Annotated in this window: 22 protein-coding genes and 1 tRNA gene; 12 read left to right on the forward strand and 11 right to left on the reverse strand. The window is 33.9% G+C overall.

Going from position 1 to position 25610, the window contains the following annotated elements:
• Positions 1–339 (forward strand): hypothetical protein, encoded by a 339-nt coding sequence (locus Q0857_RS01205; RefSeq protein WP_298530949.1) that lies wholly within the window; start codon positions 1–3, stop codon positions 337–339.
• Between the two features lie 629 nt (positions 340–968).
• Entirely contained in the window at positions 969–1064 is a 96-nt protein-coding gene (locus Q0857_RS16920; RefSeq protein WP_367278058.1) for a hypothetical protein, read from the forward strand.
• Positions 1065–1267: 203 nt separating this feature from the next.
• Here the strand turns inward: Q0857_RS16920 and Q0857_RS01210 are convergent, their stop codons facing one another.
• From Q0857_RS01210 to trxA, 8 genes are all read right to left on the reverse strand, one after another.
• Positions 1268–1873 carry a hypothetical protein gene (locus Q0857_RS01210; protein ID WP_298530951.1) on the reverse strand — a complete coding sequence of 202 codons (606 nt, stop codon included), beginning with the start codon at positions 1871–1873 and terminating at the stop codon, positions 1268–1270.
• A gap of 188 nt (positions 1874–2061) precedes the next feature.
• Positions 2062–2895 carry a DUF4382 domain-containing protein gene (locus Q0857_RS01215; protein WP_298530953.1) on the reverse strand — a complete coding sequence of 278 codons (834 nt, stop codon included), beginning with the start codon at positions 2893–2895 and terminating at the stop codon, positions 2062–2064.
• A 130-nt stretch (positions 2896–3025) separates the two neighbouring features.
• Positions 3026–4222 carry a site-specific integrase gene (locus Q0857_RS01220; protein WP_298530955.1) on the reverse strand — a complete coding sequence of 399 codons (1197 nt, stop codon included), beginning with the start codon at positions 4220–4222 and terminating at the stop codon, positions 3026–3028.
• Positions 4223–4483: 261 nt separating this feature from the next.
• Positions 4484–4557: transfer RNA gene (locus tag Q0857_RS01225), tRNA-Asp, on the reverse strand.
• Between the two features lie 82 nt (positions 4558–4639).
• Positions 4640–5569 (reverse strand): DUF58 domain-containing protein, encoded by a 930-nt coding sequence (locus tag Q0857_RS01230; RefSeq protein ID WP_298530958.1) that lies wholly within the window; start codon positions 5567–5569, stop codon positions 4640–4642.
• Complete coding sequence (locus Q0857_RS01235; protein WP_298530960.1) at positions 5553–8129, reverse strand: M1 family aminopeptidase; 2577 nt, start codon at positions 8127–8129, stop codon at positions 5553–5555. Before Q0857_RS01235 ends, Q0857_RS01230 begins: the two co-directional genes overlap by 17 nt.
• Positions 8130–8204: 75 nt before the next feature.
• Entirely contained in the window at positions 8205–8747 is a 543-nt protein-coding gene (locus tag Q0857_RS01240; protein ID WP_298530963.1) for a ClpP family protease, read from the reverse strand.
• 85 nt (positions 8748–8832) lie between these two features.
• Entirely contained in the window at positions 8833–9150 is a 318-nt protein-coding gene (gene trxA, locus Q0857_RS01245) for a thioredoxin (protein ID WP_298530966.1), read from the reverse strand.
• Positions 9151–9477: 327 nt separating this feature from the next.
• Between trxA and Q0857_RS01250 the strand changes: the two genes are divergently transcribed.
• Positions 9478–9909, forward strand: a complete 432-nt coding sequence (locus Q0857_RS01250) for an SRPBCC domain-containing protein (RefSeq protein WP_298530969.1) — start codon at positions 9478–9480, stop codon at positions 9907–9909.
• On the forward strand, positions 9899–10222 hold the full coding sequence (locus tag Q0857_RS01255) for a helix-turn-helix transcriptional regulator (protein WP_298530972.1): 324 nt from the start codon (positions 9899–9901) through the stop codon (positions 10220–10222). Before Q0857_RS01250 ends, Q0857_RS01255 begins: the two co-directional genes overlap by 11 nt.
• Positions 10223–10345: 123 nt before the next feature.
• On the opposite strand, the gene dnaE is transcribed toward Q0857_RS01255, so the two are convergent.
• On the reverse strand, positions 10346–14731 hold the full coding sequence (gene dnaE / locus Q0857_RS01260; protein ID WP_298530975.1) for a DNA polymerase III subunit alpha: 4386 nt from the start codon (positions 14729–14731) through the stop codon (positions 10346–10348).
• A gap of 163 nt (positions 14732–14894) precedes the next feature.
• On the opposite strand from dnaE, the gene Q0857_RS01265 reads away from it, so the two are divergent.
• The 3 genes from Q0857_RS01265 (at position 14895) to rimM (ending at position 17274) form a co-directional block, all read left to right on the forward strand.
• Positions 14895–15950 (forward strand): lactonase family protein, encoded by a 1056-nt coding sequence (locus Q0857_RS01265; protein ID WP_298530978.1) that lies wholly within the window; start codon positions 14895–14897, stop codon positions 15948–15950.
• A 134-nt stretch (positions 15951–16084) separates the two neighbouring features.
• Positions 16085–16597: a 30S ribosomal protein S16 gene (locus tag Q0857_RS01270; RefSeq protein ID WP_298530981.1), complete on the forward strand. Its 513-nt coding sequence runs from the start codon at positions 16085–16087 to the stop codon at positions 16595–16597.
• Positions 16598–16749: 152 nt separating this feature from the next.
• Positions 16750–17274, forward strand: coding sequence for a ribosome maturation factor RimM (gene rimM, locus Q0857_RS01275; protein ID WP_298530984.1), 525 nt, complete (start codon positions 16750–16752; stop codon positions 17272–17274).
• A gap of 39 nt (positions 17275–17313) precedes the next feature.
• Here the strand turns inward: rimM and Q0857_RS01280 are convergent, their stop codons facing one another.
• Positions 17314–17766, reverse strand: a complete 453-nt coding sequence (locus Q0857_RS01280) for a DUF2383 domain-containing protein (protein WP_298530986.1) — start codon at positions 17764–17766, stop codon at positions 17314–17316.
• A 216-nt stretch (positions 17767–17982) separates the two neighbouring features.
• A complete protein-coding gene (locus Q0857_RS01285) occupies positions 17983–18453 on the reverse strand; it encodes a DUF2383 domain-containing protein (protein WP_298530989.1) in 471 nt (156 codons plus the stop codon).
• A 197-nt stretch (positions 18454–18650) separates the two neighbouring features.
• Between Q0857_RS01285 and Q0857_RS01290 the strand changes: the two genes are divergently transcribed.
• The 5 genes from Q0857_RS01290 to Q0857_RS01310 all read left to right on the forward strand — a co-directional run bounded on the left by Q0857_RS01290 (position 18651) and on the right by Q0857_RS01310 (position 25600).
• Positions 18651–19367 (forward strand): methyltransferase, encoded by a 717-nt coding sequence (locus tag Q0857_RS01290; RefSeq protein ID WP_298530992.1) that lies wholly within the window; start codon positions 18651–18653, stop codon positions 19365–19367.
• Between the two features lie 106 nt (positions 19368–19473).
• Entirely contained in the window at positions 19474–20652 is a 1179-nt protein-coding gene (locus Q0857_RS01295; protein ID WP_298530996.1) for an acyl-CoA dehydrogenase family protein, read from the forward strand.
• Positions 20653–20793: 141 nt separating this feature from the next.
• Complete coding sequence (locus tag Q0857_RS01300; protein ID WP_298530998.1) at positions 20794–24246, forward strand: hypothetical protein; 3453 nt, start codon at positions 20794–20796, stop codon at positions 24244–24246.
• A 210-nt stretch (positions 24247–24456) separates the two neighbouring features.
• On the forward strand, positions 24457–25032 hold the full coding sequence (locus Q0857_RS01305) for a Crp/Fnr family transcriptional regulator (RefSeq protein WP_298531001.1): 576 nt from the start codon (positions 24457–24459) through the stop codon (positions 25030–25032).
• A gap of 82 nt (positions 25033–25114) precedes the next feature.
• A complete protein-coding gene (locus Q0857_RS01310) occupies positions 25115–25600 on the forward strand; it encodes a heme-binding protein (protein WP_298531004.1) in 486 nt (161 codons plus the stop codon).
• The last annotated feature ends 10 nt before the right edge of the window (positions 25601–25610 follow it).

Raw genomic sequence — 25610 nt, forward strand, 5'->3', positions numbered from 1 at the left:
ATGTTAAGCATAATGACCACAGAAAATAAGATCCCACGACTTCAAAACTCGAATTATTTAAAGTTAGAGAGCACCAAAAAGATAACAAATAGATCCTTATTTAATAAGTATTTAAATTGGGTAAGTGGTGAGTTTGAGTTATACTTACAAGAACATTCCAACGGGTTGAAAGTCTATTTTCCTGGAGGCCTACTAATCATACAAAGCATAGAATCAAATTCGAATGAAGTCAAATTCAAAATTGTTGTTTCAAGCAAGAATAAACAAAACGCTTTGTCTATTAAGAATACTGCCGAAACTATTTTGTCTCACTTGATTTTATTGGAACAATTAAAGTAAAGATAAACGCTCTAAGAAGTTAAAACCGCCCTAAAACAAAAAAGCATCCCCATTTTCTGTAAAGAAAAAAGGAACCCTTATCCATTGGATTACCAAATTACTTTGGTAAACTACATCCTAGATCTCTCTAGGAACAACACAACTTCTTACTATTGCCAAAAAAAGCCCTAATTTCTCAGAGCTTTATTGTTGCAATTTTAGCGGTCTGGACGGGACTCAATATTCTTAAGAATTATCAAATATTTTTGCTCTAAGTTCTTTAATTATTTTAGTTCAAAAGCTGCTTTTTCTTCTTCAGTATTTTGCCTATTTTAATGGCTATACAGGGGATTTTATATTCAATTTGATTGGCATATTTTATTTATCTTTTTTATGGGCTTTATGAGCCTAGAATCCACATCTTTTATCATTTAATTTTTCGTTTTAATTCTAGTGTTAGGATGGTTTTTGTTTTTATAAGATTAATTAAAATAATGTATATATGCGTCTATATTATATATGAGATTTATTGATTTTTAGTTTGTGATAAATGTCAAAAACAAAGAGTTAATTAAGCCTTTTGGGGGAATCTTAAAAGAATACGAAAGGAAGCTGGTCTATCACAAGAGGATTTAGCTAATGACGCTGATATTCCATTATCCCAAGTTGGTAAGAGTGAAAGAGTGCAAATTAATACTACAATTTCTACTGTTTATGTATTAACAGAAGCCTTAAAGTTGAAATAATAGACCTCTTTAATTTTGATAAAAAAAGTTGACAACTTGACTTTGACAAGTGAATTCAAATCAATATAGTTAGTATACTTATCTAGGTGAATTCCTGATTAAAACTTTTTACTTCAATACACTTAAAATAAAAAAACCCACTCTATTAAGAATGGATTTATGATTTTATATAAACATGACTTTGAATTATAAAAGGAGATTATTTACCCATATGTAGGTGGTGTATCTTCTCCATCACAATCAGTCAAGTCAACTTTAAAATACATTGCCCAACTATTTCCCCCAAAATCTTCTCCCTCTGCCCAAGCAGTTTCTTCAGATAGTCCATCTACTTCAGCATGTCCAGCAAAACATAATTCACCTGTTATTTCTCCAATATCTATAATGTAAGTTACTTGTGTCGTGCCATCTTCATGTTCGCTTGCATAATCAAAATGACCTATTTTAGGGTTGTTAGCTCCTGTAGTTGGAAAACCGTCTTCTTCACAACTAGTAATATGCAAATGCGTAGCATTTAAAACCCAATCGCCAGTTGTATTGTAAGTCACTGTTAAAATATCACCATCAACATCTATAGTAACTGTTCCAATGTCATAATGCTGTCCTGCAATTAAACTAACTGAATGACAATGTTCATCTGATGTATTATCAGAAGAGCTATCACTTTCCTCAACGTCAAAATCTTTATTTTTTTTGGATGATTTTTTCTCTGTTAATGTTTGACTTTCAGATTGTTCTAGATTCTCAATATTACATCCAAAAACAATTACGCACAAACTCAAAAGAGATACTTTTACAATATTCTTCATAACATTTTATTAAGTAGGTTATCAATTCAAATATAGCCTTAATCAGACAATACGTAAAATATTTTCGTTGAAAAGCAGTTGTTTTTACAAAAAAGAAAGTTAAATATTACAAAACAAAATTAACTCCATAAAAAACCCACTCGTATAGAATGGGCTTGATTTTTAGCTAGTTCTCTTTTAACCTTAACTTACTCTAATTCTAATATTATATTTTCTAAAAATTCTACATTACCAACTGTAACGGTTATTTCTGTTGATGTAAAATCTAAATAACCTTCTTTTGTGATTTTTAGAGTATAAGTCCCTGCTTCTAGTCCTTGTACTACAAAATTTCCATTTTCATCAGTTAATGTATCTTTAACTAAAACATCATCTGTAGAATAAACTTCTACTATTTGATTAATTATTGGTGTTTCAACCTCTTCTACAATTTCAATTACCTTACCGCTTATAGAACCAGAACTAATTTCTGCATTTACTTTAATTACAGGTTTCAGAATATACTTCCCAGAGTTACCTGCTTTAACAATAGATTTTTGTACATCCCAATCCAAGATGAATGAATACACAAATCCTGCTTCTAATTCTTCATCTAAATTAAGTTTTAACCCAGATTGCTGTGCACTAGGAGTGTCCAAAGGTATAAGCTCTTCTTCCCCCTCAATTTTTAAAGTGTTATTATCACTTAAAACAAGTCTTACTTGCTTTAAAATACCAATAGGTACAATTTCATCTGAAAGTAATAGACTATTACCTGCAATAAGCTCTGTAATATCAACATTTATAGGGAACCCTACTTCTGGTGTAAAACTCTGCCATCCTTCATCTTCATCAGACTGGTACTGAATATCTATTATTTGAATATTCACTTCTTCATAATCCCCTGGTTCATCAACTAACTTTAATTGAACTCTAGCTGTTTCATTTGTTTCACTACTATTATTATCCTCACAGTTTACAAATAGCAACGCTATTAAAATAAATGTAGTAGCTAGTATTGATTTTAAAAACTTCGCACTCATAACTTTCTATTTTACAGGTTTTAACAAAAATAATGTTTGATTTAAAGATATACGTGTAGAGTACCTCTATTTGGTGTAATTTATTGCTACATTTTCGTTGAAATGCACAACGTAGATTTCATGAAAAAGGCTAACCACTATCTTTCAATTTATTAATCTCCAAACTAATCCTCTTTTCCACAACTTTGCCATAACTTTCTTGCGTGGTCTGTAACTTGCTATGACCTAACAATCTACTCACAACTTCCATTGGCACATTATTAAACAATAATACAGTACTAGCAAATGTTTTTCTAGCTATATGATGGGTTAAGTTAAATTCTATACCAACTACATCAGCAATCTCCTTTAAATAAGCATTAAACTTAGTATTACTCATCCTTGGAAACACATACTCACTAGCTTCATCATCATACTTATCTTTAATTTCCTTCGCTTTAGGTAATAAGGGTAATTTATAGCTTCTAGTTGTTTTATTTCTATAAATGTTTAACCACAATTCTCCATCAAACTCAGTGGTGATATTTTGCTTCTTTAGATTCACCATTTCTTTAAAACCTAAGCCAGTATAACAGCAGAACACAAACATGTCTTTAATCTGTTGTATTCTCTTGATTTTAAAACTAGTTTCTTCCAACTTTTTAAGCTGTTCTGGTGATAGAAATAACACCTCTTTTTTAACACGTTTTGCCTTGTACAACATGAATGGGTCTTTAGCTAGATAATCTTCTGCAACAGCATATCTAATCACTCTTCTAAACCTCTGAATAGCCTTGTTTAAAGTGCTTTGTTGGAGCTTTTTCTCTGTTTTAAGGAAATACTCATAATGCTCAATAAAACTCCTTTTAAGAGCCTTTAATTGGATGTCTTTTTTCTTATATTTATGTTTAATAAAGCTCTGTAAATGTCTACCAGATTCAATGTATTTAGTATAGGTTACCATTTGGATATCTATACCTATTAATTTCTTGATTCTAGCACTATGCAAGTTATAAACTTCCATAACACCAAATTCCTTTTTAGGGGTCTCACCTTTGTACTGTTTGTAGATATCATCTACACTAAAATCACTTCCTCTAACTTGTAGAAATAAAAAAGCCTGAGTAAGATTTGTTCTTATCAGGCTTAATTGTGTTTCTATTAAATCAGAATCAGGTTCTTCAGGTTTTATAGCTTGTTGTTTACTCAACCAACTCTGTGGATTTATAAATTGTCCAGTTGAGAATTCTTTACGTTTATTATTATAAGTTACTCTGCATCTAACTGGACATTTACCTGTAGAATTAGTCTTAGCCTTATACAATAAGAATAGTATATTTAATTTCATGATTATTAATATTTTAGTTAGAAAATTAATGGTACACCTTTGTAGAAATGGGTACACCTAATAGGACACCTTTTTTGAGAACAGAACCTCCCTAAAACAAAAAAGCATCCCAATTTTCTTCACAGAAAAAAGGAAAGCTTTCCATTGGATTACCAAATTGCTTTGGTAAACTACATCCTAGATTTCTCTAGGAACAACACAACTTCTTGCTATTGCCAAAAAAAGCCCTAATTTCTCAGAGCTTTCTTGTTGCAATTTTAGCGGTCTGGACGGGACTCGAACCCGCGACCTTCGCCGTGACAGGGCGACATTCTAACCAACTGAACTACCAGACCGTTGCATTATTGCGGTTGCAAATATACACGCCTTTTTTAATATCTCAAACCTTTTTTGAGTCTTTTTTTAATAAAATTTTTATCAAATAAACTTCTGCCGTTCTATCATGTAGGTAGTGAGGATGTTATTAAATTCCTTATTGATATCTGCTTCGACATATTTTATTTTATATTGAGCACATTTTAATCGCAATGCACCAAAATATTCTTCAACCAGTTTACTATAGTTTTCTTTAATAGAGTTTGCATATAAATTCATATAGGCCCCGGTCTCCACATCAATAAAACGTTTCGGGCTATTATCAAAATCAAATTTCAGCTCTTTCTCTTTGTCGAACACATGAAATAAAATCACTTCATGCTTATTATATTTTAAATGTCGTAATGCTTCAAATAGTTTAACCTCATTTTCAGACGTTTGAAACATATCTGTAAACAAAAAAATCATAGACCGTTTATGAATCTTTTCGGCTATTTCATGCAAATACTTATAGGTTTCTGTTTGTTTTTTTTGAGGTTTAGACACCACAGCATCACTTAAGTGATTTAAAAGCATTTGATGATGCCTTTCGCTCCCTTTTTCTGGTGCATAATAATCGTAATTATCACTATAAATACTCAACCCTACCGCATCGCGTTGTTTCTTCAATATTTGCATTAAAGATGCGGCAGCTAAAGCAGAAAACCCCACCTTATTTAGGCTTTTAATAGAAAACGAATCTAATTTTGGGTAGTGCATAGAGCTACTATTATCTAAAATAATATGACACCGTAGATTGGTTTCATCATCATAACGTTTGGTATAAAGTTTATCTGTTTTAGCAAATAACTTCCAATCAATATGCCGTGTGCTTTCTCCTTGATTATAAATTTTATGCTCAGCAAATTCTGCCGAAAATCCGTGAAACGGGCTTTTATGCATCCCTGCTATAAAACCTTCAACCACTTGTTTAGCCAGAAGCTCGAGATTCTTAAATCCTTCTACTTTATTTAGTTCACTTCTTAGATTCATCTGCCTGTTCTCTTATCAGTTTTGCTCTGTAAACACCATCGGAAGCCTGCAATAGTTTATTTTTTAAAACTACGGGGAAATCTGGCTTATCATTAAGAAATTCCTCAAGCGTATCATATGCATATGCAGAAGTGTAATTTCCAATTGTGGCATTTAGCCATGCTTTAGGGAAAAAAATATCTCCTGTTAGTTGAATTTCCTCAACCAAATCCAAACATAGTCGCAAATGTTTTTGTGATACTTCTTGACGCAATGGGTGATTAATATAATACAAAGCAGTTACTACCCAGCTTTCCTTTTCTCTATTTTTAGCTTGAGTTAAAGATAACACAAAATCATCTCTTGTTTTTTCATCAATAGATAATGATGGCATTAAAAACTCAAAGCGCTTTTTTCTATCGGGATTAGAAATATCTTCTAACGCCTTTTGTAAAATATCACCAGCATGGGAATGGTTATAAATAGCTAAGATTGCTGCTAGTTTTGTATAATCATTCTCATTTAAATTTAAATTTTCTATAACTAGCGATTTATTCCAAATACGATATAACAAATCTTTACCATGTTCAGAATAGGCTATACTTTTAAATAAACCAAATAGTGTTTTTTTATAACTTGGTAAAAAGCCCTCTTCATTCAATAATTGAAACAATAAAGTCTCTAACCTACCTCCAATAGCTACACGTTCTTCTTCTGAAATATAATCCCAAAAAAGGGTTGTTATTTTCCCACCAATGGAATTTAAAATGAGTTCTTCTTTTTCAGAAGAAACACCATCTATAAAAACGGTTAATGCTTTTTGAGGTTTAATATTTCCAGAAAGTACGTTCTCATATAAATTCACATAACTGTAGCCTCTTGCCAAATCGTTCTTTATTGCTGGTATTCTATTAATATCGTCAACAGGAAATACGCCATAACCAAAAGCATTATAATTATATATGATTGATTTTGGCCTCGTTAAGCCCACAAAATCATTTAGTACTTGCTTATCCTTACTAAGCTTCACAGGTATAACATGAACACTGTCGGTATACACCAATCCTATATCAAAGCTTTGTGGCCAAATATGAGGGCTACCATCTTCAGCTTTCTGCAAAATTTCGAAACGCTGGATGACATTATTACGATAGGTAATACGATCTGAAATTATAGGTCTTCCTGACTTATTCACCCACACAGCACTCCAAGATTTTAAGTCTTCTGGAGTCTCTTCATCCAAAATACCAATTAAATCATCCCAATCGGCATTATCATTAGCATAAGTTTTTATATAATTCTGCATGCCTTTTCTAAATGCCGATTCCCCAACAAGGGTCTCCAATTGGCGCATCATAATAGGTGCTTTATTATAAATTATACGGCCATAAAGTGTTCCAGCATTTTTCAAATTATCCAAATGCTGCTTTATGGGCGTACTGCCTTGTGTTCTATCTACACTATATGCACTCCCGTAATGATCACTCATAAAACTAAGGTCGTGGTTGATGTTTGAAAAATTGGTAGAAGTGATTTTATCAGCTAAAAAATTAGCAAACACCTCTTTTAGCCAAACATCATCAAACCACTTCATGGTAACCAAATCTCCAAACCACATATGTGCGGTTTCATGTGCTATTAATCGGCTTCGATTTAGTTTCTGATTTTGGGTGGCATTATTATCTAAAAACAAAGATGCCTCTCTATACTGTATGGCACCAACATGCTCCATACCTCCATATTGAAATCCTGGAATTACTGCAAAGTCTAACTTCTGAAACGGAAATTTATATTGGGTGTAATTCTCTAAAAACACAACAGAATTATCATGAAGTCTAAAAATCTCGTCCATGCTTGCTGCAAGCTTTTCCTCGTTGTTTTCACGATACAGCATACGCATATTTAAGCCACCCATATCTTGATTAACCTTAAAGAATTTACCTGCCACAAACGAAAACAAGTAGGTACTCATTTTATCAGACTCTTTAAATTGATGTCTAATAAAATCACCTTGAGTTTCTTGCGCTTCAATATAAGAACCGCAAAGCACCTCCCAATCTTTGGGAGCTGTAATATCTAATATGTAATTTGCTTTTATGTCAGGCTGATCAAAACAAGGGAACAAGGTACTTGCCCGATCCGGCACTAAAAGGGTGTATAAATAATCTTCATTTCTGTTAAGTGATAATTCGCCTGCATCAAATTCTATCTCTAAAACATTATCCCCAAGTGTTAAGTGCTTCTCATCTATAATAATATGCTCTTTTTGATGATTAATTTCAACCTTATCATGATTAACCAAAACACTTTTAAGATATGAACTTGCTTCATTGAAATCTAAATATAGCGGGTGATCTAAATTTTTAATCTCCAAATTCAATTGTAGTCGAGATTTTATTTTATCTACCTTACTTTCTGGTATTTCAAAAGATAAATTATAAACAACATCTGCTACTTGTTGTTTTCTATATGTTGCCAATTCTAAAGAAATTCCTGGGCTTAATAAATCTATCCGCTCCGGTTTATCATGACAAGATGTTACAAACACAAGCACTAGAATAGCGTAAATAAAAGGCTTCATAACTAACAATTTAAATTAAAAACAAAGAGAGGTTTAGTAAAATCTAGACCTCTCATATCTTGTTAAATTAAATAACTATATCACAGCATCTACGATCCCATAGGCCACAGATTCATCTGCACCCATCCAATGGTCGCGATTAAAATCTTTCATCACTTTGTCAAAGGTTTGCCCACAATTATCGGCAAGTATTTGAGCACTCAATTCCTTAGTAAGTACAATCTCTTTAGCCGTAATTTCAATATCGCTAGCCTGACCTCTTGCTCCACCACTTGGCTGATGAATCATCACACGCGCATGCCGCTGAATAAACCGTTTCCCTTTTACACCAGCCGATAAAATTATTGACCCCATTGACGCTGCAAAACCAGTACAAATTGTAGACACCTCACTGTTTAAAGATTTAATACAATCGTAAATAGCAAATCCAGAAGTTACATAACCTCCAGGGCTGTTTATATATAAATGGATATCTTTAGTATCCAAAGCATCTAAATATAATAATCTATCTATAACATGTTTGGCCGATGCATCATCTACCTGCCCCCACAAAAACACTTTTCGTTGCTCTATCAATTTACTATCAATGGCTTCTTGCACTTTGTTTATTTCGCTCATAAATTTAAATTTTAGTCTAAAATAAAAAAAGGTTCACCAAAACGGCAAACCTTTTCATTTTTCTTTTTCTATAATTTATTGTGTCTTATAGCAAACCGTCTATAGCTTCAGTATATGCAGTCTTTGGCGCTACACCAACTTGTCTACCAACAACTTCTCCGTTTTGAAAAACCAAAACAGTTGGAATGTTACGCACACCATATTTAGCAGCAAACTCTTGGTTAGCATCAACATCTACTTTACCTACTACAGCTTTACCATCATACTCGTCGCTAATTTGTTCAATAATTGGTCCAACCATTCTACAAGGCCCACACCAAGCTGCCCAAAAATCAACTAATACCGGTTTATCACTTTTTAAAACCGCTTCTTCAAACGTCGCATCCGTTATCTCTAATGCCATAATATTTATATTTTAATGTGTTCTTAATTTATTAACACAAAATTAGTCAAAATATTCTCGAAAGCTTACAAATCAACAATTTGTTTTCCCTATAATGGCATCAATTGGTTTTATTTCATTTTTTTGGGCGCCACCACAAGGGTCGGGCTATCCGTTAATAGTTTTGACTCGATGCTCGCCTCGTCAAAAGCTACCACTTCTATCCCTGGCGCAATACCGAATTCAATTAAAAAATTTAAATTAAGCAACTAAAAAGTTGCATATACAGAATATTTATTTTAGTTTAGCAACCGTAAAGTTGCATATAAATTTTAAAATAGAATAATTATGAAAGATTCAATCAAAAAAGAAGTCTTATTTAATCACAACATAGACCAAGTCTGGAATGCTATAACCAAAGCCGAAGAAATCTCGACATGGTTTATTAAGGCTGATTTTAAAGCAGAGCAAGGATACAAATACACCTTTACAGCAGAACCAAACGAAAAAGGCTGTACTATAATTCACGGCGAGATTAAAAATGCAAATCCTTATAAGCTTGTTTACACCTGGGTAGTTGCCGATACAAAAACCGAAACTACAGTAACATGGGAGTTAACATCAACCAAAAACGGCACGAAACTAAATTTAGAACATTCTGGCATTACAAACTATGCCGGCGAAACAGCAATAACCATGTTCGAAAGTTTTAATGGCGGATGGGACAATTGTATTTCTGGCTTAACCTCCTATTTAAAAGAAGAAGTTAATGCAGGATAAAATAACCAAACTATTTAAAGCCATTGCAGATCCAACAAGGCGTGATATTTTTCATGCCTTGGTTATTGCTAGTTCAGCATTATCAATTACACAAATCTCAAATCAGTTTGACATGACCAGACAAGGTGTTACCAAACACATTAAAACTTTAGAAGAAGTAGGTTTGGTATATATCGATTCCCAAGGAAGAGAACGTTTTTGCAATGCCAACCCTAAAGAACTAAAAGAAGTTACAAAGTGGTTAAAATTCTATGAACAATTCTGGGATGATAAATTAGGTCGTTTAGGCGATTATTTGGATAGTAGAGTTTAATTAAAAGCGTCATTATAAGGAGGCACGACATAACAATCTGGGAAAATAAAAAATCAGAACTCGAAGTCATCGCCAAACAAATTCTCAAACTTTTTTTCTAATGAAAAAGCTCAGAATGACGCATCAATTCAACTTAAACCGAACATCCTGTGCCTCCAAACCATTCAACAACTCTTGAGACACCTTCACTTTTTGCCTTCTACTAGGCATTGTTAACTTCATTTTTTCTTTGGTATCATATACCAAGAAATTTAAGGCTTGATTCCCAGGGTGCATATGCAACAACTCTTTTAAAGCCATTATTTTCTGTTCGTCTAAATCTTTTATATCAACTTGTATAGATAGCTTTTTAGCATATTGTTCCATCACATCATGCAGTAGCTGAAAACTATTAAATTGTAATCTAGGGTCACTCTTTTTACCAGTATCTTTATTTGTCCAACCTTCACGAACAAAACTCTTTACAAACACAAAATTATTCTGCAATAAAAAATGCCTTTGCTTTAAATACTCCTCTCCAAAAATTCTAAACTCGTAGCTATCTGTATAATCTTCAATAGTAAACATAGCCCAACCTTTACCCTGTTTACTTACACGATGTTGCACATCGGTAACTACACCTCCAAATACTAACTCCCGATTTACATAAGGTTCTAAATGATTAAACATTCCAACCGTAGCATTACAAAAGGTTTTCATTTCGGTTTTAAAATCATCTAAAGGATGTCCTGAAATGTATACTCCAACAACTTCACGTTCTTTACTTAAAGTTCTCATGGTACCCCATTCTTCACATGGTGGTACTTCGGGTTCAGAAAACTGTACACTACTTTGTTCTCCAAACATATCAATCTGCGCAGAATTCTTATTCTCTTTATACTTCTGTGCAAACTTAATAGCCTTTTCTAAAAAGGTAATCCCATCGCCATCATCATGAAAATATTGTCCACGATGTATATCTCCAAAACCATCAAATCCGCCAGCATAAGCTAAATTTTCAAATGCTTTTTTATTGGCTGCTCTCAAGTCAATACGCTTTGCAAAATCAAAAATAGAACTGTAATGACCATCTTCTTTTCTATTATCAACAATCGTCATTACCGCACCATGACCAACACCTTTTATAGCACCCATTCCAAAACGTACCGCACCATCCTTATTTACCGAAAACTTATAGTAACTTTCATTAACATCTGGTCCTAAAACGTCCAATTTCATACGTTTACATTCTTCCATAAAGAAAGTAACCTGCTTAATATCATTCATATTATTAGACAGTACCGCAGCCATATATTCCGCAGGGTAATGTGCTTTTAAATAAGCCGTTTGGTAAGCAATCCACGCATAACATGTGGAGTGCGATTTATTAAAGGCATAACTTGCAAAGGCCTCCCAATCTTTCCATACTTTCTCCAAAACTTTAGCATCATGCCCATTAGCACTTGCCTGCTCAATAAATTTTGGTTTCATTTTATCAAGTACCGCAATTTGCTTTTTACCCATCGCCTTACGAAGTACATCGGCTTCACCCTTGGTAAAGTCTGCTAAACTTTGTGACAATAACATCACTTGCTCTTGGTATACCGTAATTCCGTAAGTTTCTTTTAAGTACTCTTCCATTGCTGGTAAATCGTACTCAATCTCTTCATCTCCATGTTTTCTTCGAACGAAACTTGGAATATATTCCATTGGTCCCGGACGATACAAGGCATTCATCGCAATTAAATCTTCAAACACCGTTGGCTTTAAATCGCGAAGGTGTTTTTGCATTCCGGGAGATTCATACTGAAATACCCCAACAGTTTCTCCTCGCTGGAATAAAGCATAGGTCTCCTCATCATCTAATGGAAAACTTTCAGGGTCTAATTGAATATCATGTTTTGCTTTTACGATTTTAACGGTGTCTTTAATTAAAGTCAGCGTTTTTAATCCCAAGAAATCCATTTTCAATAATCCTGCATCTTCTACCACCGAGTTATCAAACTGAGTAACATACAAATCAGAATCTTTCGCCACAGATACAGGAACGAATTTGGTAATATCGTCTGGAGTAATAATCACACCACAGGCATGAATTCCTGTATTTCTTACCGATCCTTCTAGTGTTTTAGCTAGGTTTACAGTTTCAGCTTGTAAATCTGAACCATCAGCAATATTTAAAAGTTCGTTGACTTTTTCTAAATCTTCAGCTCTAAATTTCTTTCCGAGTTCTTTTTCATCTAAACCAAAAATCTTATTCAGCTTAGACATATTAGGAATCAATTTCGCAATTCTATCGGCATCAAATAATGGCAAATCTAATACACGTGCTGTATCTCGAATAGACGATTTTGCAGCCATGGTACCATAAGTAATAATTTGAGCCACCTGATTAGCACCATATTTTTCAATAACATAGTCCATGACACGACCTCTACCTTCATCATCAAAATCGATATCAATATCGGGCATGCTAATACGATCTGGATTCAAGAAACGCTCAAAAAGCAAATCGTACTTAAGAGGATCAATATTAGTAATCCATAAACAATATGCTGCTACAGAACCAGCAGCAGAACCACGCCCTGGTCCCACAGACACATCCATGTTCCTGGCTTCTCGAATAAAATCTTCAACAATTAAGAAATATCCGGGATACCCTGTATTTTCAATAACGTTCAACTCAAAATCTAAGCGTTCAGTAACTTCTTCTGATAATGGTTCACTGTAACGTTTTTTTGCACCTTCGTAGACCAAATGCTTTAAATAAGCATTTTCCCCTCGTTTGCCGCCATCAGCTAAATCTTCATCATGCTTAAATTCATCCGGAATATCAAAAGCAGGTAATAGTACATCTCGCGCCAGTTGAAAAGCTTCAACTTTATCAACAACCTCCTGTACATTCAAAATCGCTTCAGGCACATCCTGAAACAATGTTTTCATTTCCTCAGGCGACTTAAAATAATACTCTTGATTTGGTAATCCGTAGCGATAGCCTCGTCCTCTACCAATTGGTGTGGTTTGTTTTTCACCATCTTTTACACATAATAAAATATCATGTGCATTAGCATCTTCTTGTTTTCTGTAATACGTATTATTTGATGCAATTAATTTTACATCATGTTTTTTGGCGAGTTTTATCAGAGTTGGATTTACACGATTTTCATCCTCTTGATTGTGACGCATCAGCTCCACATATAAATCATCTCCAAAGGCTTCTTTCCACCAAAGTAAAGCTTCCTCTGCTTGATTCTCACCAATATTTAAAACTTTACTAGGGACTTCTCCGTATAAATTTCCTGTAAGAACAATAATATCTTCTTTATACTGCTGAATCAGTTTTTTATCAATTCTTGGCAAATAATAAAACCCATCAACAAAGGCGTGTGATGATAATTTTGCCAAATTATGATAGCCATTTTTATTTTTAGCCAAGAGTACAATTTGATAACCGTTGTCTTTTCTGGTTTTATCAGTATGATCTTCACAAACAAAAAACTCACAACCAACAATAGGCTTTATCAATTTTGCATCTGTAGTTTCTCCTTTTTCTTCTGCCTCGGCTATTTTTGCTTTTACACCTCCATTAAATTTGTTTACAGCATTTACAAAATGAAATGCACCCATCATGTTCGCATGATCTGTAAGCGCTACGGCAGACATATTATGCTCTCCTGCTGCTGCAACAATATCAGACACACTCATTGTAGATTGTAATACCGAAAATTGTGAATGGTTATGAAGATGCACAAAATCTACATCAACTAAATCTGATGCGTTTTGCTTGATATCTTCCGAAGAAATTCCCGACTCAGCTTTTTGTAAACGCGCTTGAATTTTAGCACTCTCCTTTTTAAGATTGATGTGCTTTAATCCAATAAGCTGAATAGTATCGGGATTCTCTTTTTTGAAATTCTCAAAATAATCTGGCTCAACATCTAGCTGTTCTTTTGTGTATTCGCCTAAACGAATCAACTCTAAAAAACAACGTGTAGTGGCCTCTACATCAGCAGTTGCGTTATGAGCTTCAGAAAACGGTACATTAAATAAAAACTCATGTAATTCTGTAAGCGTTGGTAATTTAAATTTACCATAGCGCCCTCCCGGAATCTGACATAAACCCGCAGTATGTTCGGTACAAGTATCTAATACAGGAAGTTCTTGTAATGGGTTTTCAACAGCTTCACGCACAAATTCTGCGCCCATGATATTCAAATCGAACTTCACGTTTTGACCAACTACAAATTTGGTCTTCCCTAAGGCTTCATTAAACTTTTCTAAAACCTCGGCTAAAGGCACACCTTGCTCCTGAGCTAATTCCGTAGAAATACCGTGAATTTTCTCTGCATCATAGGGGATATTAAACCCTTCTGGTTGCACCAAATAGTCTTGACTTTCAACACAGTTACCCATACCATCGTGGAGTTGCCACGCAATTTGAATACATCTTGGCCAGTTGTCGGTATCTGTAATTGGGGCATCCCAACGCTTTGGTAATCCGGTAGTTTCTGTATCGAAAATTAAGTACATTCTTTATGTTTATCTGTTGAATCGTTTATTTGCTTAATCACAAATGTCGAGCATATAAAAATAGGTAGAATTTGTACTTTTTTAAAATGAAGTTATAAACAATTGTAAACAAACTTATTTAATTTAAAAACAATACTTTTGAATCTCTTATCAAAACTATTTTATGAGACTCAAACTGTTATTTTTTGGATTTACATTTGTTTTTTTGAGTTCTAAAGCTCAAAACATTGATCTTTATGTTGGAACTTATACAAAACGAGATAGTAAAGGAATTTACAAGCTAAATTTTAACACTGAAACCGGAGTGTTAAATAATAAAAAACTAGTTATTCATGCAGACGATCCGTCGTTTTTAACATACGCTCCAGATAGAAAGTTTATGTATTCTGTTAATGGGTCTGGGTTTGTATCTTCTTATAAAATAAATGAAGATAAAAGCTTATCACTTCTAACACGTATGAGTAGTAATGGTAAAGGCCCATGCCATATTGCTATAAATAAAGAAGGTTCTAAAATTGTAGTTTCTAATTATGGTGCGGGTACCGTTTCTATTTACCCAATAAAAGAAAACGGGTATCTTGGTGAGGCATCTCAAGTTTTTAACCACAACAAAGGTGAAAAACCAGCAAGAGCTCACTCTGCGCAATTTCATGAAAATGATTTATACGTTGCTGATTTAGGTAATAACGCTGTTTACCATTATGAACTAGACGGGGATAAATACAAGCTAAAATCTGATAGTATTGTTAAAATGGAAGGTAATCCTGGTCCTAGACATTTTGTTTTAACTAAAGACGACCAATACATCTATATAATAAATGAATATGGTGGCTCTATAACATCAGTTAAGAAAACAAAAAAAAGGTTTGAGCAAATTGATTTCGATAGCACTTTAGATGATGATTACAAAGGACAAATTTCTTGTGCGGACATTCATTTATCTAAAGACGAGCGTTTCCTTTATGGTTCCAACAGAGGCGAAAATTCTATTGCTGTTTTTAAACGAAATACAGAAGACGGCACTATAGAACGTATTCAAAATATGTCTGTTTATGGTGATTGGCCTAGAAACTTTACACTAGATCCAACAGGTAAATTTCTTTTAGTGGCGAACAGAAAAAGTGACAATATTTCGGTGTTTAAAATTAACACTGAAACTGGTAAATTATCTTTTTTATATTCGATAGATATGCCAAGTCCTGTTTGTTTATTATTCTAGATTTTTAACTTACTGATATTCAGCGATTAAAAATTAACATTTCAAAACAAAAAAAGCTATTGTAATTCAAAAAATGTAGTATATTTGCGCTCTCATTAATAACCGAGGTCGTGAACCTCAACTAATTAATTATTATGCCAGTAAAGATTAGATTACAAAGACATGGTAAAAAAGGAAAACCTTTTTACTGGATCGTTGCAGCCGATGCACGTTCAAAAAGAGATGGTAAATACTTAGAGAAATTAGGTATCTACAATCCAAACACAAACCCAGCAACTGTTGAATTAAATGTTGATGGTGCTGTAACATGGTTGCAGAATGGTGCACAACCAACTGATACTGCTAAAACTTTATTATCTTACAAAGGTGCTTTATTAAAAAATCATCTTGCAGGTGGTGTTAGAAAAGGCGCTTTAACTGAAGAGCAAGCTGAAGCTAAATTCGCTGCTTGGTTAGAAGAAAAAACAGGTAAGATTCAAGCTAAAGCTGATGGTTTATCTGAAGCTGATGCTAAAGCTAAAGCGGAAGCACTAGCAGCCGAAAAAGCTGTAAATGAAGCGAGAATTGCTGCTGCAGCTCCTATAGTTGAAGAAGAAGTAGCTGAAGAAGAAGCTCCTACTGCTGAAGCTTCAAACGAAGAAGAATAAAAAATATTTTTTTATACTTTTAAGCTCCGATAGAAATATCGGAGTTTTTTTATGCAAAACAATTTTGCATAATGCTGAATTATTTCAGTATCACATATAAAACTGAAAGATATAAGATCCTGAAACAAGCTCAGGATAACAAAATAATTGTCATGAAAAAAGAAGATTGTTTCTACCTTGGTAAAATTGTAAAAAAATATAGCTTTAAAGGCGAAGTATTAGCTAAACTAGATACCGATCAACCAGAAATTTACGAACATCTAGATGCTATCTTTTTAGAATTAAGAAACAACCTAGTTCCTTTTTTTATAGAAAATTCACAACTACACAAATCAGAATTATTACGTATAAAATTCGAAGATGTTGATGCTGAAGCAGATGCTGATGCTATTATGAAAAGTGGATTATACCTACCTCTAGATTTACTCCCCAAACTTGAGGGCAACAAGTTTTACTTTCATGAAGTTATAGGCTTTACCATTAATGATAAAAACTTTGGAGAAGTTGGCATTATAAAAAGCATAAATGACTCTACTGCACAGGCTCTTTTTGAAATTGATCGCGATGGTACAGAGATATTAATTCCTATGAATGATGAGTTCATAGAAAAAGTTGATAGAGACAATAAAACTATTTTAGTTAAAACACCAGAAGGGTTAATCGATTTATATCTTTAAAAAAAATAATAATTTATAACAAGTAGCTTTTAAAGCTAATTAAACCACAAAAGCCTCCTTATGTCTTTGGAGAGCAACCATACCTTGTTCAATAATATCTCGTTGTCTAATTAACATTTTACAGGTAGAAAGCGGTAAACTCATTTCGCTCAACAACTCATTATATTTTTTAATACTCAAGGCCTTTAAATTACAAACTTCTTGAAGCAAATTTTTTTCATCTTCAAACAACAGAAGATTTCTCAGGTTCATCCAGTATTTATATAAATCACTTCTTCTATTCTCAGAATAATTAGGTTCCCCATTAAGCTTCAAAATCTCTAACTTTAAATCTTTTGAGAACTCATTTCTTTCAAACCCGCTTTCTCTAAAAGTAGCTTTTAAATCTTTCTCAATTGTATCCTCGACAAGCTCAAAATATATTTTTTCTGCTTCCCCATTCATGATCAATAAATCATTCATTTTCTCCAAAATACGCCCTAATCTTTTCATAACTCATTATTTTTAGCCGAATCACAATATTTGATGTACATCAAATATTATACTTTCCCTTTGCAAAAATAAAATGGATTATTGTGAGGGAATTTTATTTAACAGAGTTTAATAAAATTTAGACTATTTTAACGTAAATTCATCTATGGTTTTCTTAAAATTTTAACACAACAACCTGACGTAAAACTACTTACACCATAATCAAAACAACAAATTTTAATTTGCCATGCGTAAAAATTGACTAAAAGCATCTTGGTTTGACTTTACAGAAATTAAGCTTTTTTCAAGCACAGTTTTCTGCTTTAAAAGTACATTTACAATACTCTCAGGAAAATCCACTTTATTCAAACTTTCCTCATATTTATCTATACTCCAGGTTTTAATTCTAATAAGCTCATCGACTAGGGCTTTATTATCATTAACACATACCGTATATTTAAAATTAGACCACAATATATCGGACTTATGTCGTATATGGTCTGGGTACTTGGGCTCTCCGCCTTGCTGAATAATTTCGGCCCCTATATACCTGCAGAACTCATTTCGTTCAAAGGCCATTGCCCTGCAAAAGTGTTTTAAATAATCGTTTTTAACTTCATTTAAAGCGTCCAAATAAATTTTTTCCGCATAATAATTTAGAGCCAAGAGCTCATTTAATTGGGAGATAATTAGTTTTGAGTTTTTCATAATCTTGGGGTTTTAAGATCGACATAATCACGTTTAGTTTGTTTGTAATCAGAATATTAAGATACTAAATTAATCGAAATTATCCATGCCCAAATGATGTTAAATTTTCACGAAAGTTAATTCACCATGAAATTCCTTATTCTCCTACACTTAAAATTTAGCCTTAATTCACTAGTTTTGAACTCCAATTATTACCTATGTCTTCAACATCATTTTCGTTTAAACATTTTGAAGTAAACCAAGATAAATGTGCTATGAAAATTGGCACAGATGGCGTGCTATTAGGCGCATGGGCATCTTTAAAAAATCAGCCTTTCTCAATTTTAGATATTGGAGCTGGAACGGGTATATTGTCTCTTATGATGGCACAACGTAGTCAATCAGAAGTTATTGACGCCCTTGAAATTGAAGACCAAGCTTATGAACAATGTGTAAATAATTTTGAACAGTCGCCCTGGGGAGATCGCCTTTTTTGTTATCATGCCTCCCTCCAAGATTTCAGCGATGAAATTGAAGACTCCTATGACCTGATTATCTGTAATCCTCCCTTTTATTCCGAAAGTTACAAAACCGAAAACAGCCAACGTGATTTAGCGCGCTTTCAAGATGCGATGCCTTTTGATCACTTAATTAAAAGCGTTTCTGTATTATTATCAGACCATGGGACATTTTCTGTTATCATTCCGTTCAAAGAAGAAGCCCATTTTATAGATAAAGCTAAAAACATGAAACTATTTCCTAATAGAATACTTCGCGTTAAAGGTCAACCATCATCTGAAATCAAACGCAGTTTAATAGAGTTCTCTTTCCGCGAAAGCGCTATTAACATAAGCTTCTTAACTATTGAAATTGGCAGACATGAATACACTCCAGAATACGTTGAATTAACCAAAGATTTTTATTTAAAAATGTAACGAATTTGATAAAGATTAATTAAATTTGAGAGATAAAATTGATGATTTGACAACAAAAACAGTTTTTTGTTAATTATTTTCTTTAAACCTCTTTAATTTAGTCTTTATGAAACCAGACCTATTTGAAGCTCCAGATTATTACGACTTAGATGAATTACTTACCGAGGAACACAAATTAGTTAGAGGTGCAGCACGCGAATGGGTAAAACGCGAAATATCTCCTATTATTGAAGACTATGCCCAAAAAGCAGAATTTCCAAAACAAATTATAAGGGGTTTAGCCGAAATTGGTGCTTTTGGTCCATACATTCCCATGGAATATGGAGGCGCTGGGTTGGATCAAATTTCATATGGATTAATTATGCAGGAAATTGAACGCGGTGATTCTGGTATTAGAAGTACGGCCTCTGTACAATCATCATTAGTTATGTATCCTATATGGAAATATGGAAATGACGCGCAACGCAAAAAGTACTTACCAAAATTAGCAAGCGGCGAATGGATAGGCTGTTTTGGATTAACCGAACCAGACCATGGTAGTAATCCTAGTGGCATGACTACAAATTTTAAGGATAAAGACGACCATTATTTATTAAACGGAGCTAAAATGTGGATTAGTAACGCGCCCTTTGCGCAAGTTGCTGTAGTTTGGGCTAAAGATGAAAATGGACGTATTCATGGGCTTCTTGTTGAAAGAGGTATGGCAGGATTCTCAACTCCTGAAACTCACAGTAAATGGTCATTACGAGCTTCGGCTACTGGAGAACTCATTTTCGATAATGTTAAAGTTCCAAAAGAGAATTTACTACCCAATAAATCTGGCTTAGGCGCACCCCTTGGATGTTTAGATTCTGCCAGATATGGCATTGCTTGGGGAGCTATTGGAGCAGCTATGGATTGTTATGACACAGCCTTGAGATATAGTAAAGAACGTCAGCAATTCGGCAAACCTATTGGCCAGTTTCAACTACAACAGAAAAAATTAGCTGAAATGATTACCGAAATTACCAAGGCGCAACTTTTAACTTGGCGGCTTGGAGTTTTAAGAAATGATGGCAAAGCCTCTTCAGCTCAAATTTCAATGGCAAAACGCAATAATGTCGAAATGGCTATAAATATTGCACGAGAAGCTAGGCAAATTTTAGGAGGTATGGGCATTACTGGAGAATACAGTATTATGAGGCATTCTATGAACCTTGAAAGCGTAATTACTTACGAAGGCACACACGATATCCATTTACTTATTACTGGATTAGACATTACTGGGCTAAATGCTTTTAAATAAGCCTTTTCTACGCCCCTTTTACGCAAACGTTTTCTTAAAAAATTATAAGGAAGACTGACTTTTGACAGGTTTTTTACGCCTATCTCATTATAACTTTGCCTCTGAACCTGAATACTATCGGTATTCTAACTTTTAAATATCATGCAAGAATCAAGAAAAGACATTATTCAGTTTATCAATTTACAATTAGCTGCCATAGGACAGCCCATTTTTAAAGACAAAGAAGATAGCCAAGAAAAATTTTGCGACCCTGAGTTCGAAAAAACTACCCGAGCCCTTATAATGAGTCTCCGAGAAAAATCAAGACTTTTAGCAAATCACTTATCTCCTGCCGATTCAAGAATTCAGAATTTTATTGACACTTACTTAAAAGACGTTTCAATTGGCAAGCCAACTAAACTTCCTAACAACACCTTAATTCTATCTAAAAAAGGACAAGCAAGAGAGGCAAGTTTACCTCCAGATGGTAATTCTTTTGAAAGCGATTTAGTAAATTCGAAACGACTTAAACAAGGGATTTTAAATAACCCTTTGCACGATAAAAGAACAACCAAGGGTACTTTTCATATAGTTGAAGGTCCTTTACCTGTTCCCTTAGACAAAAAAGAAGTTCCTAAAGTAGTTTTGGCACATTTTATCAATGAAGCCTTTAAACCTACAGATGATTTAAATACACTCCCATTCACATCTAACCAAGAAGAGAAAGCCAAAACCATGGTTTCTATGCTTTTAAGACCTGTTGTATGCCCAGAGGTGAAAGGTGTTGTTAGCGAAAAAAGATTAGAAGTGAGATTCTTTGCTCCAGGGTCGTTGGTAAGTAATTTAGATTTTGTTGAAAACATTTTTGGTAATGCAGGAAATCCTAATTTAGCACATAACGACGCCGCTCTCGATCCAGAGCATTGGACGGGCCATACGGGATGTATTATTCTTGCGCCACATTTATTAAAGCTCAAAAAGAAAGATGTGGGCCTTCCTCATTTTGATGATGCAACAGATCGTCAGAAAAGAGATGGCATGTGTTGGATAGAAGAGAATGAACTTTACAATAATGGAGGTGCGTTTAAAATTACATGTAGAGATGAAAGTGGTGTAGTTATTACTTTAATTGCCGATAACTATTATGGGTATTCTAAAAAAGAAATTAAAACCCAAATAAGTTATTCTGCAAACCTTTATGGAATGCTGGAAGAAGAGCATGCTGGGGGCGCCATTGCTTATGCTAGACGAGTTATGGGTGACACGGTAAATTGCAAGGACTACAATCAGTATTATGGCTTAGACCATACCTTCGAAGATGTAAAAACCCTATTAGGAGAACGCATTACTATTAAACCTGAAAACTATGCAATAGATAATAAATACCCAAATATCGTTTACATTCCAGAATCGTCTTACTTTAATACCAATACGAATAGCATTACTTGGAATTATAAGGGCAAGGAGCAAAAACTAAAGTTATCACCTTTTAAAACCTATATCCATCCATCTGGTAACAAACTAAGGTTAGAAAAACACAAGTCTATCAATTTGTGGCGTATTATAGAGACCTATCCAGAAGGTGTATTTTGCCATAAACCTTGTACAGTTTCAGGAGGTGGTAAATCTGAGATTTCTAAATCTATGCAAAATGCGATCACTTATGCTAGGTTTAATATTCACAACATAGAGGAAGACTTTAAGAAAGCTGATGAAATTATCGAGTTCGATTACTCCACCAGATGGAAAATCAAAGACCCTAACAGACCAAAGTCAAGATCATTCTTAAGTGAAAAAAGAACTTTAGGTTCGGTTGTAAAACTATTAACTCCTTCTGACGAAAACTCAGATGAATTTAATAAATGGCTAGAAAATATTCCGGTACATATACGTTCGCTAGTTTTATTCGTAAAACGCTTATTTAGACAGGCTCACGGCGCTAACCTTAACTGGAAAGATTTAATGAGTGTTGATATTATCAATGGGGTTAAAGGTACATCTCTGTTATACAACAATAACCCTGTTGTGGGTAGTTATGTTCGTATAGGATTCAATCAACAAGGCAATTGGATGCTTAACAAGTTACGCTCTGATTTTTCAGCTAGTGAAAAAATTCAAACTGAAGATGACATTTCTGCTTCAATCACCCTTCCAAGAAATCAGTTTAAAGATCTAAATCCAGAATACACAAATGAGAGTGTAAAAGTTCTTGTTAACTGTGAAGCTCATTTATTCCAAAGACCAGATGAGGCTATCGTTAGAGGATATGACAAAGGTGCTGAGCTAGATATTATTTCAAATGGTAGATTCTTAACCAATTATGAAATGTTAACTAAAAAAGATGCTATTGAAATTTATGAAGACACCATTAGTTATGACAAATACACCCAGCCAGTTCAAGACTTTATAAAGGAAATTATTGATAGCGATGACGAGAACATACAGTTTGTATTACCATCTCACCCCAGAATTATAGAAGATGGTTTACCAACTAAAAACCCTCGTTATTTAGAACCAAATAGATTTTATCATGAAACCGAAGCCTCGTACATCTCGGATATGGGTGTTCGCTTAAAGAGAAAGATAAAACTTAGTGATCCTGTAATTCATACTGTGAATGCCGTTTTACCAGGTAGAAGGAACAACCCAGCAGATAGAGAAGCGGGCATAAGACCATTAGCGGTGTACAACCCAATACATTATCAGGAAACTCCCGAATTATTTATGGACTTTATTTGTAGTTTAACAGGTAAATCGCCATCAACTACCGGAGCTGGATCTGAAGGCGCATTAACTAAAGCTCCGTTTAATATGTTGACACCAACAACAGATTTAAACAATGCCTTACTATCGCATATCTTAACAGAATCTAATGGATTTAGTACCGCTGCTGGGTATGTAGGTGTAGAAAACAAGATTGACCATGATGTGAGTTTATTAATCCCAGAAATTTGGGCCAGAATGGCACCCGAAGATAGAGATCCTAATAATTTAATTGCCAACGGATCTTTAGAAAAAATTGAAGATTTCGAGCATAACGGAGAGAAAGTATTAGCGAGCCGTTTAGGTTATAGAATAACGAAAACATTCTCATTACTTTGTTTAAATAGATTGTTTGATGAGCCTACAGCAGTATTCAATGAGCGTATGCTAAAACCAGAACTACAAAATTTAGAAGATTATGTTGATGGTATAGCGAACATAGTTGAAGCACAACAAAAAGTGGCGCTAAACTATTTTAAAGATGGAAGTATTGAAGCAGCCATTCCTCCTTTGAAAATTCTACTAAATATTATGGCTTATGGAAATTACGAAGGTAAGGACATTAGTGATCCAGAATTAAGAAAATATTTTGACAGAGACTATGTATTAAGCACAGATTGGTACAAAGAGAGATTAGCATTAAAACAACAAAAGGATATTACATATTATGGTTCTCAGATTGACTACTTAGAATCATTTATAAACGATTCTTATAATGATATTTTGGTGGAAGACATGCAATTAAATGCACGCCTTGATGCCACTAGAAAATTATATAACGATGTTAAATCGTCTGATTATTTAAATCGTCTGGTTGGAACAATAGGAGTAGACCCATTATACAAAAAATAGGTCTTTAATTTAGATAATGAAAAAGCCCCTATCATGGGGCTTTTTTTATTTCTTGTTTTCAGAGACCTCTTGAAATTAATTGTGTTCTTTTTTAAAAAACTTGAAGCTTATATGGAGATAACATAAACTTACAATTAAAGTCTTCTTCTCTTGGTTTTTCAAATTTCAATAAAATACTATACTTTAGTTCGACGCTTAACGTATTCTAAAATGTCACACCGTTTACTCAAAGAAAACATAAAAAAACATGTTCGAATTAATAGTAAAGATCTTGATACTATTTGTAGTTTTTTTGAGCCTAAATATATAAAAAAGAAAGAATTTTTATTAACGCAAGGAGACATCTATAAATTTGAAGGTTTTGTATTAGAGGGTTGTTTTAGGGTATTCACCATCGACAAAAAAGGTAATGAAAACGTACTTCATTTTGCTTCGAAAGATTGGTGGCTCATGGACATAGATAGCTTTATGAATCAAACCCCATCTCACTTGAACATTCAAGCATTAGAAGACAGTCAGGTCCTCCTCATTAGTAGAACGGACAAACTTGCGCTTTATGAGTCAGTTCCTATAGTCGAAAAATTATTTAGAATCATGTCTCAAAAAGCCATAGTTGCGTGGCAACGCCGGCTAATAAGAAACCACAGTTTAACAGCCCAAGAACGCTATATACACTTTATTGAAAATTACCCGAAAATCGCCTCAAAACTTACCGACAGGCAAACCTCAAGCTATTTGGGCATTACCCACGAATTTTTAAGCAAAATTAAGCGTTCCAAAAAATAAGTTTTATAATTTGTTGAACAAGTTCAACCTTTCTAAAATTTTAAAATAAGACCTTTGGGCAAAATTCAAAAGACTATCTTAAATGAAGAATTTAAAAACACAATTATCTATTTGCATCCTTTTTTTTGTGATAAGTTTTTTCTCGGCTCAGGCGCAAATTTCAAACGACCTTACGCATGAAGAAGCTATGGAAGTTTTACTAGCAGCAAAAAAGAAAGCTGAAGATCAAGGAACCAAAATGAATATTGCTGTAGTTGATGCAGGTGCTAACTTAAAAGCATTTATCCGTATGGATGGTTCATACTTAGGAAGTATTGACGTAGCCATAAAAAAAGCAAAAACAGCACGTTATTTTGATATAGACACAGGAAAATTAGGGGAATTAACACAACCTGGAGGTATTATTTATAATATAGAACATTCAAACGGCGGATTAATAACCTTCCCTGGAGGTGTACCTATTATAGACGAAAACGGTACCGTTATTGGAGCTATTGGCGTAAGTGGGGGCTCAATTGATCAAGACCGAGAAGCAGCACAAACAGGAGCTAAAGTAATTCTAGAATAATCTTAAAAGT

Origin of the sequence: uncultured Algibacter sp., from assembly GCF_947495925.1 — a bacterium.
Lineage (GTDB): Bacteria > Bacteroidota > Bacteroidia > Flavobacteriales > Flavobacteriaceae > Algibacter_E.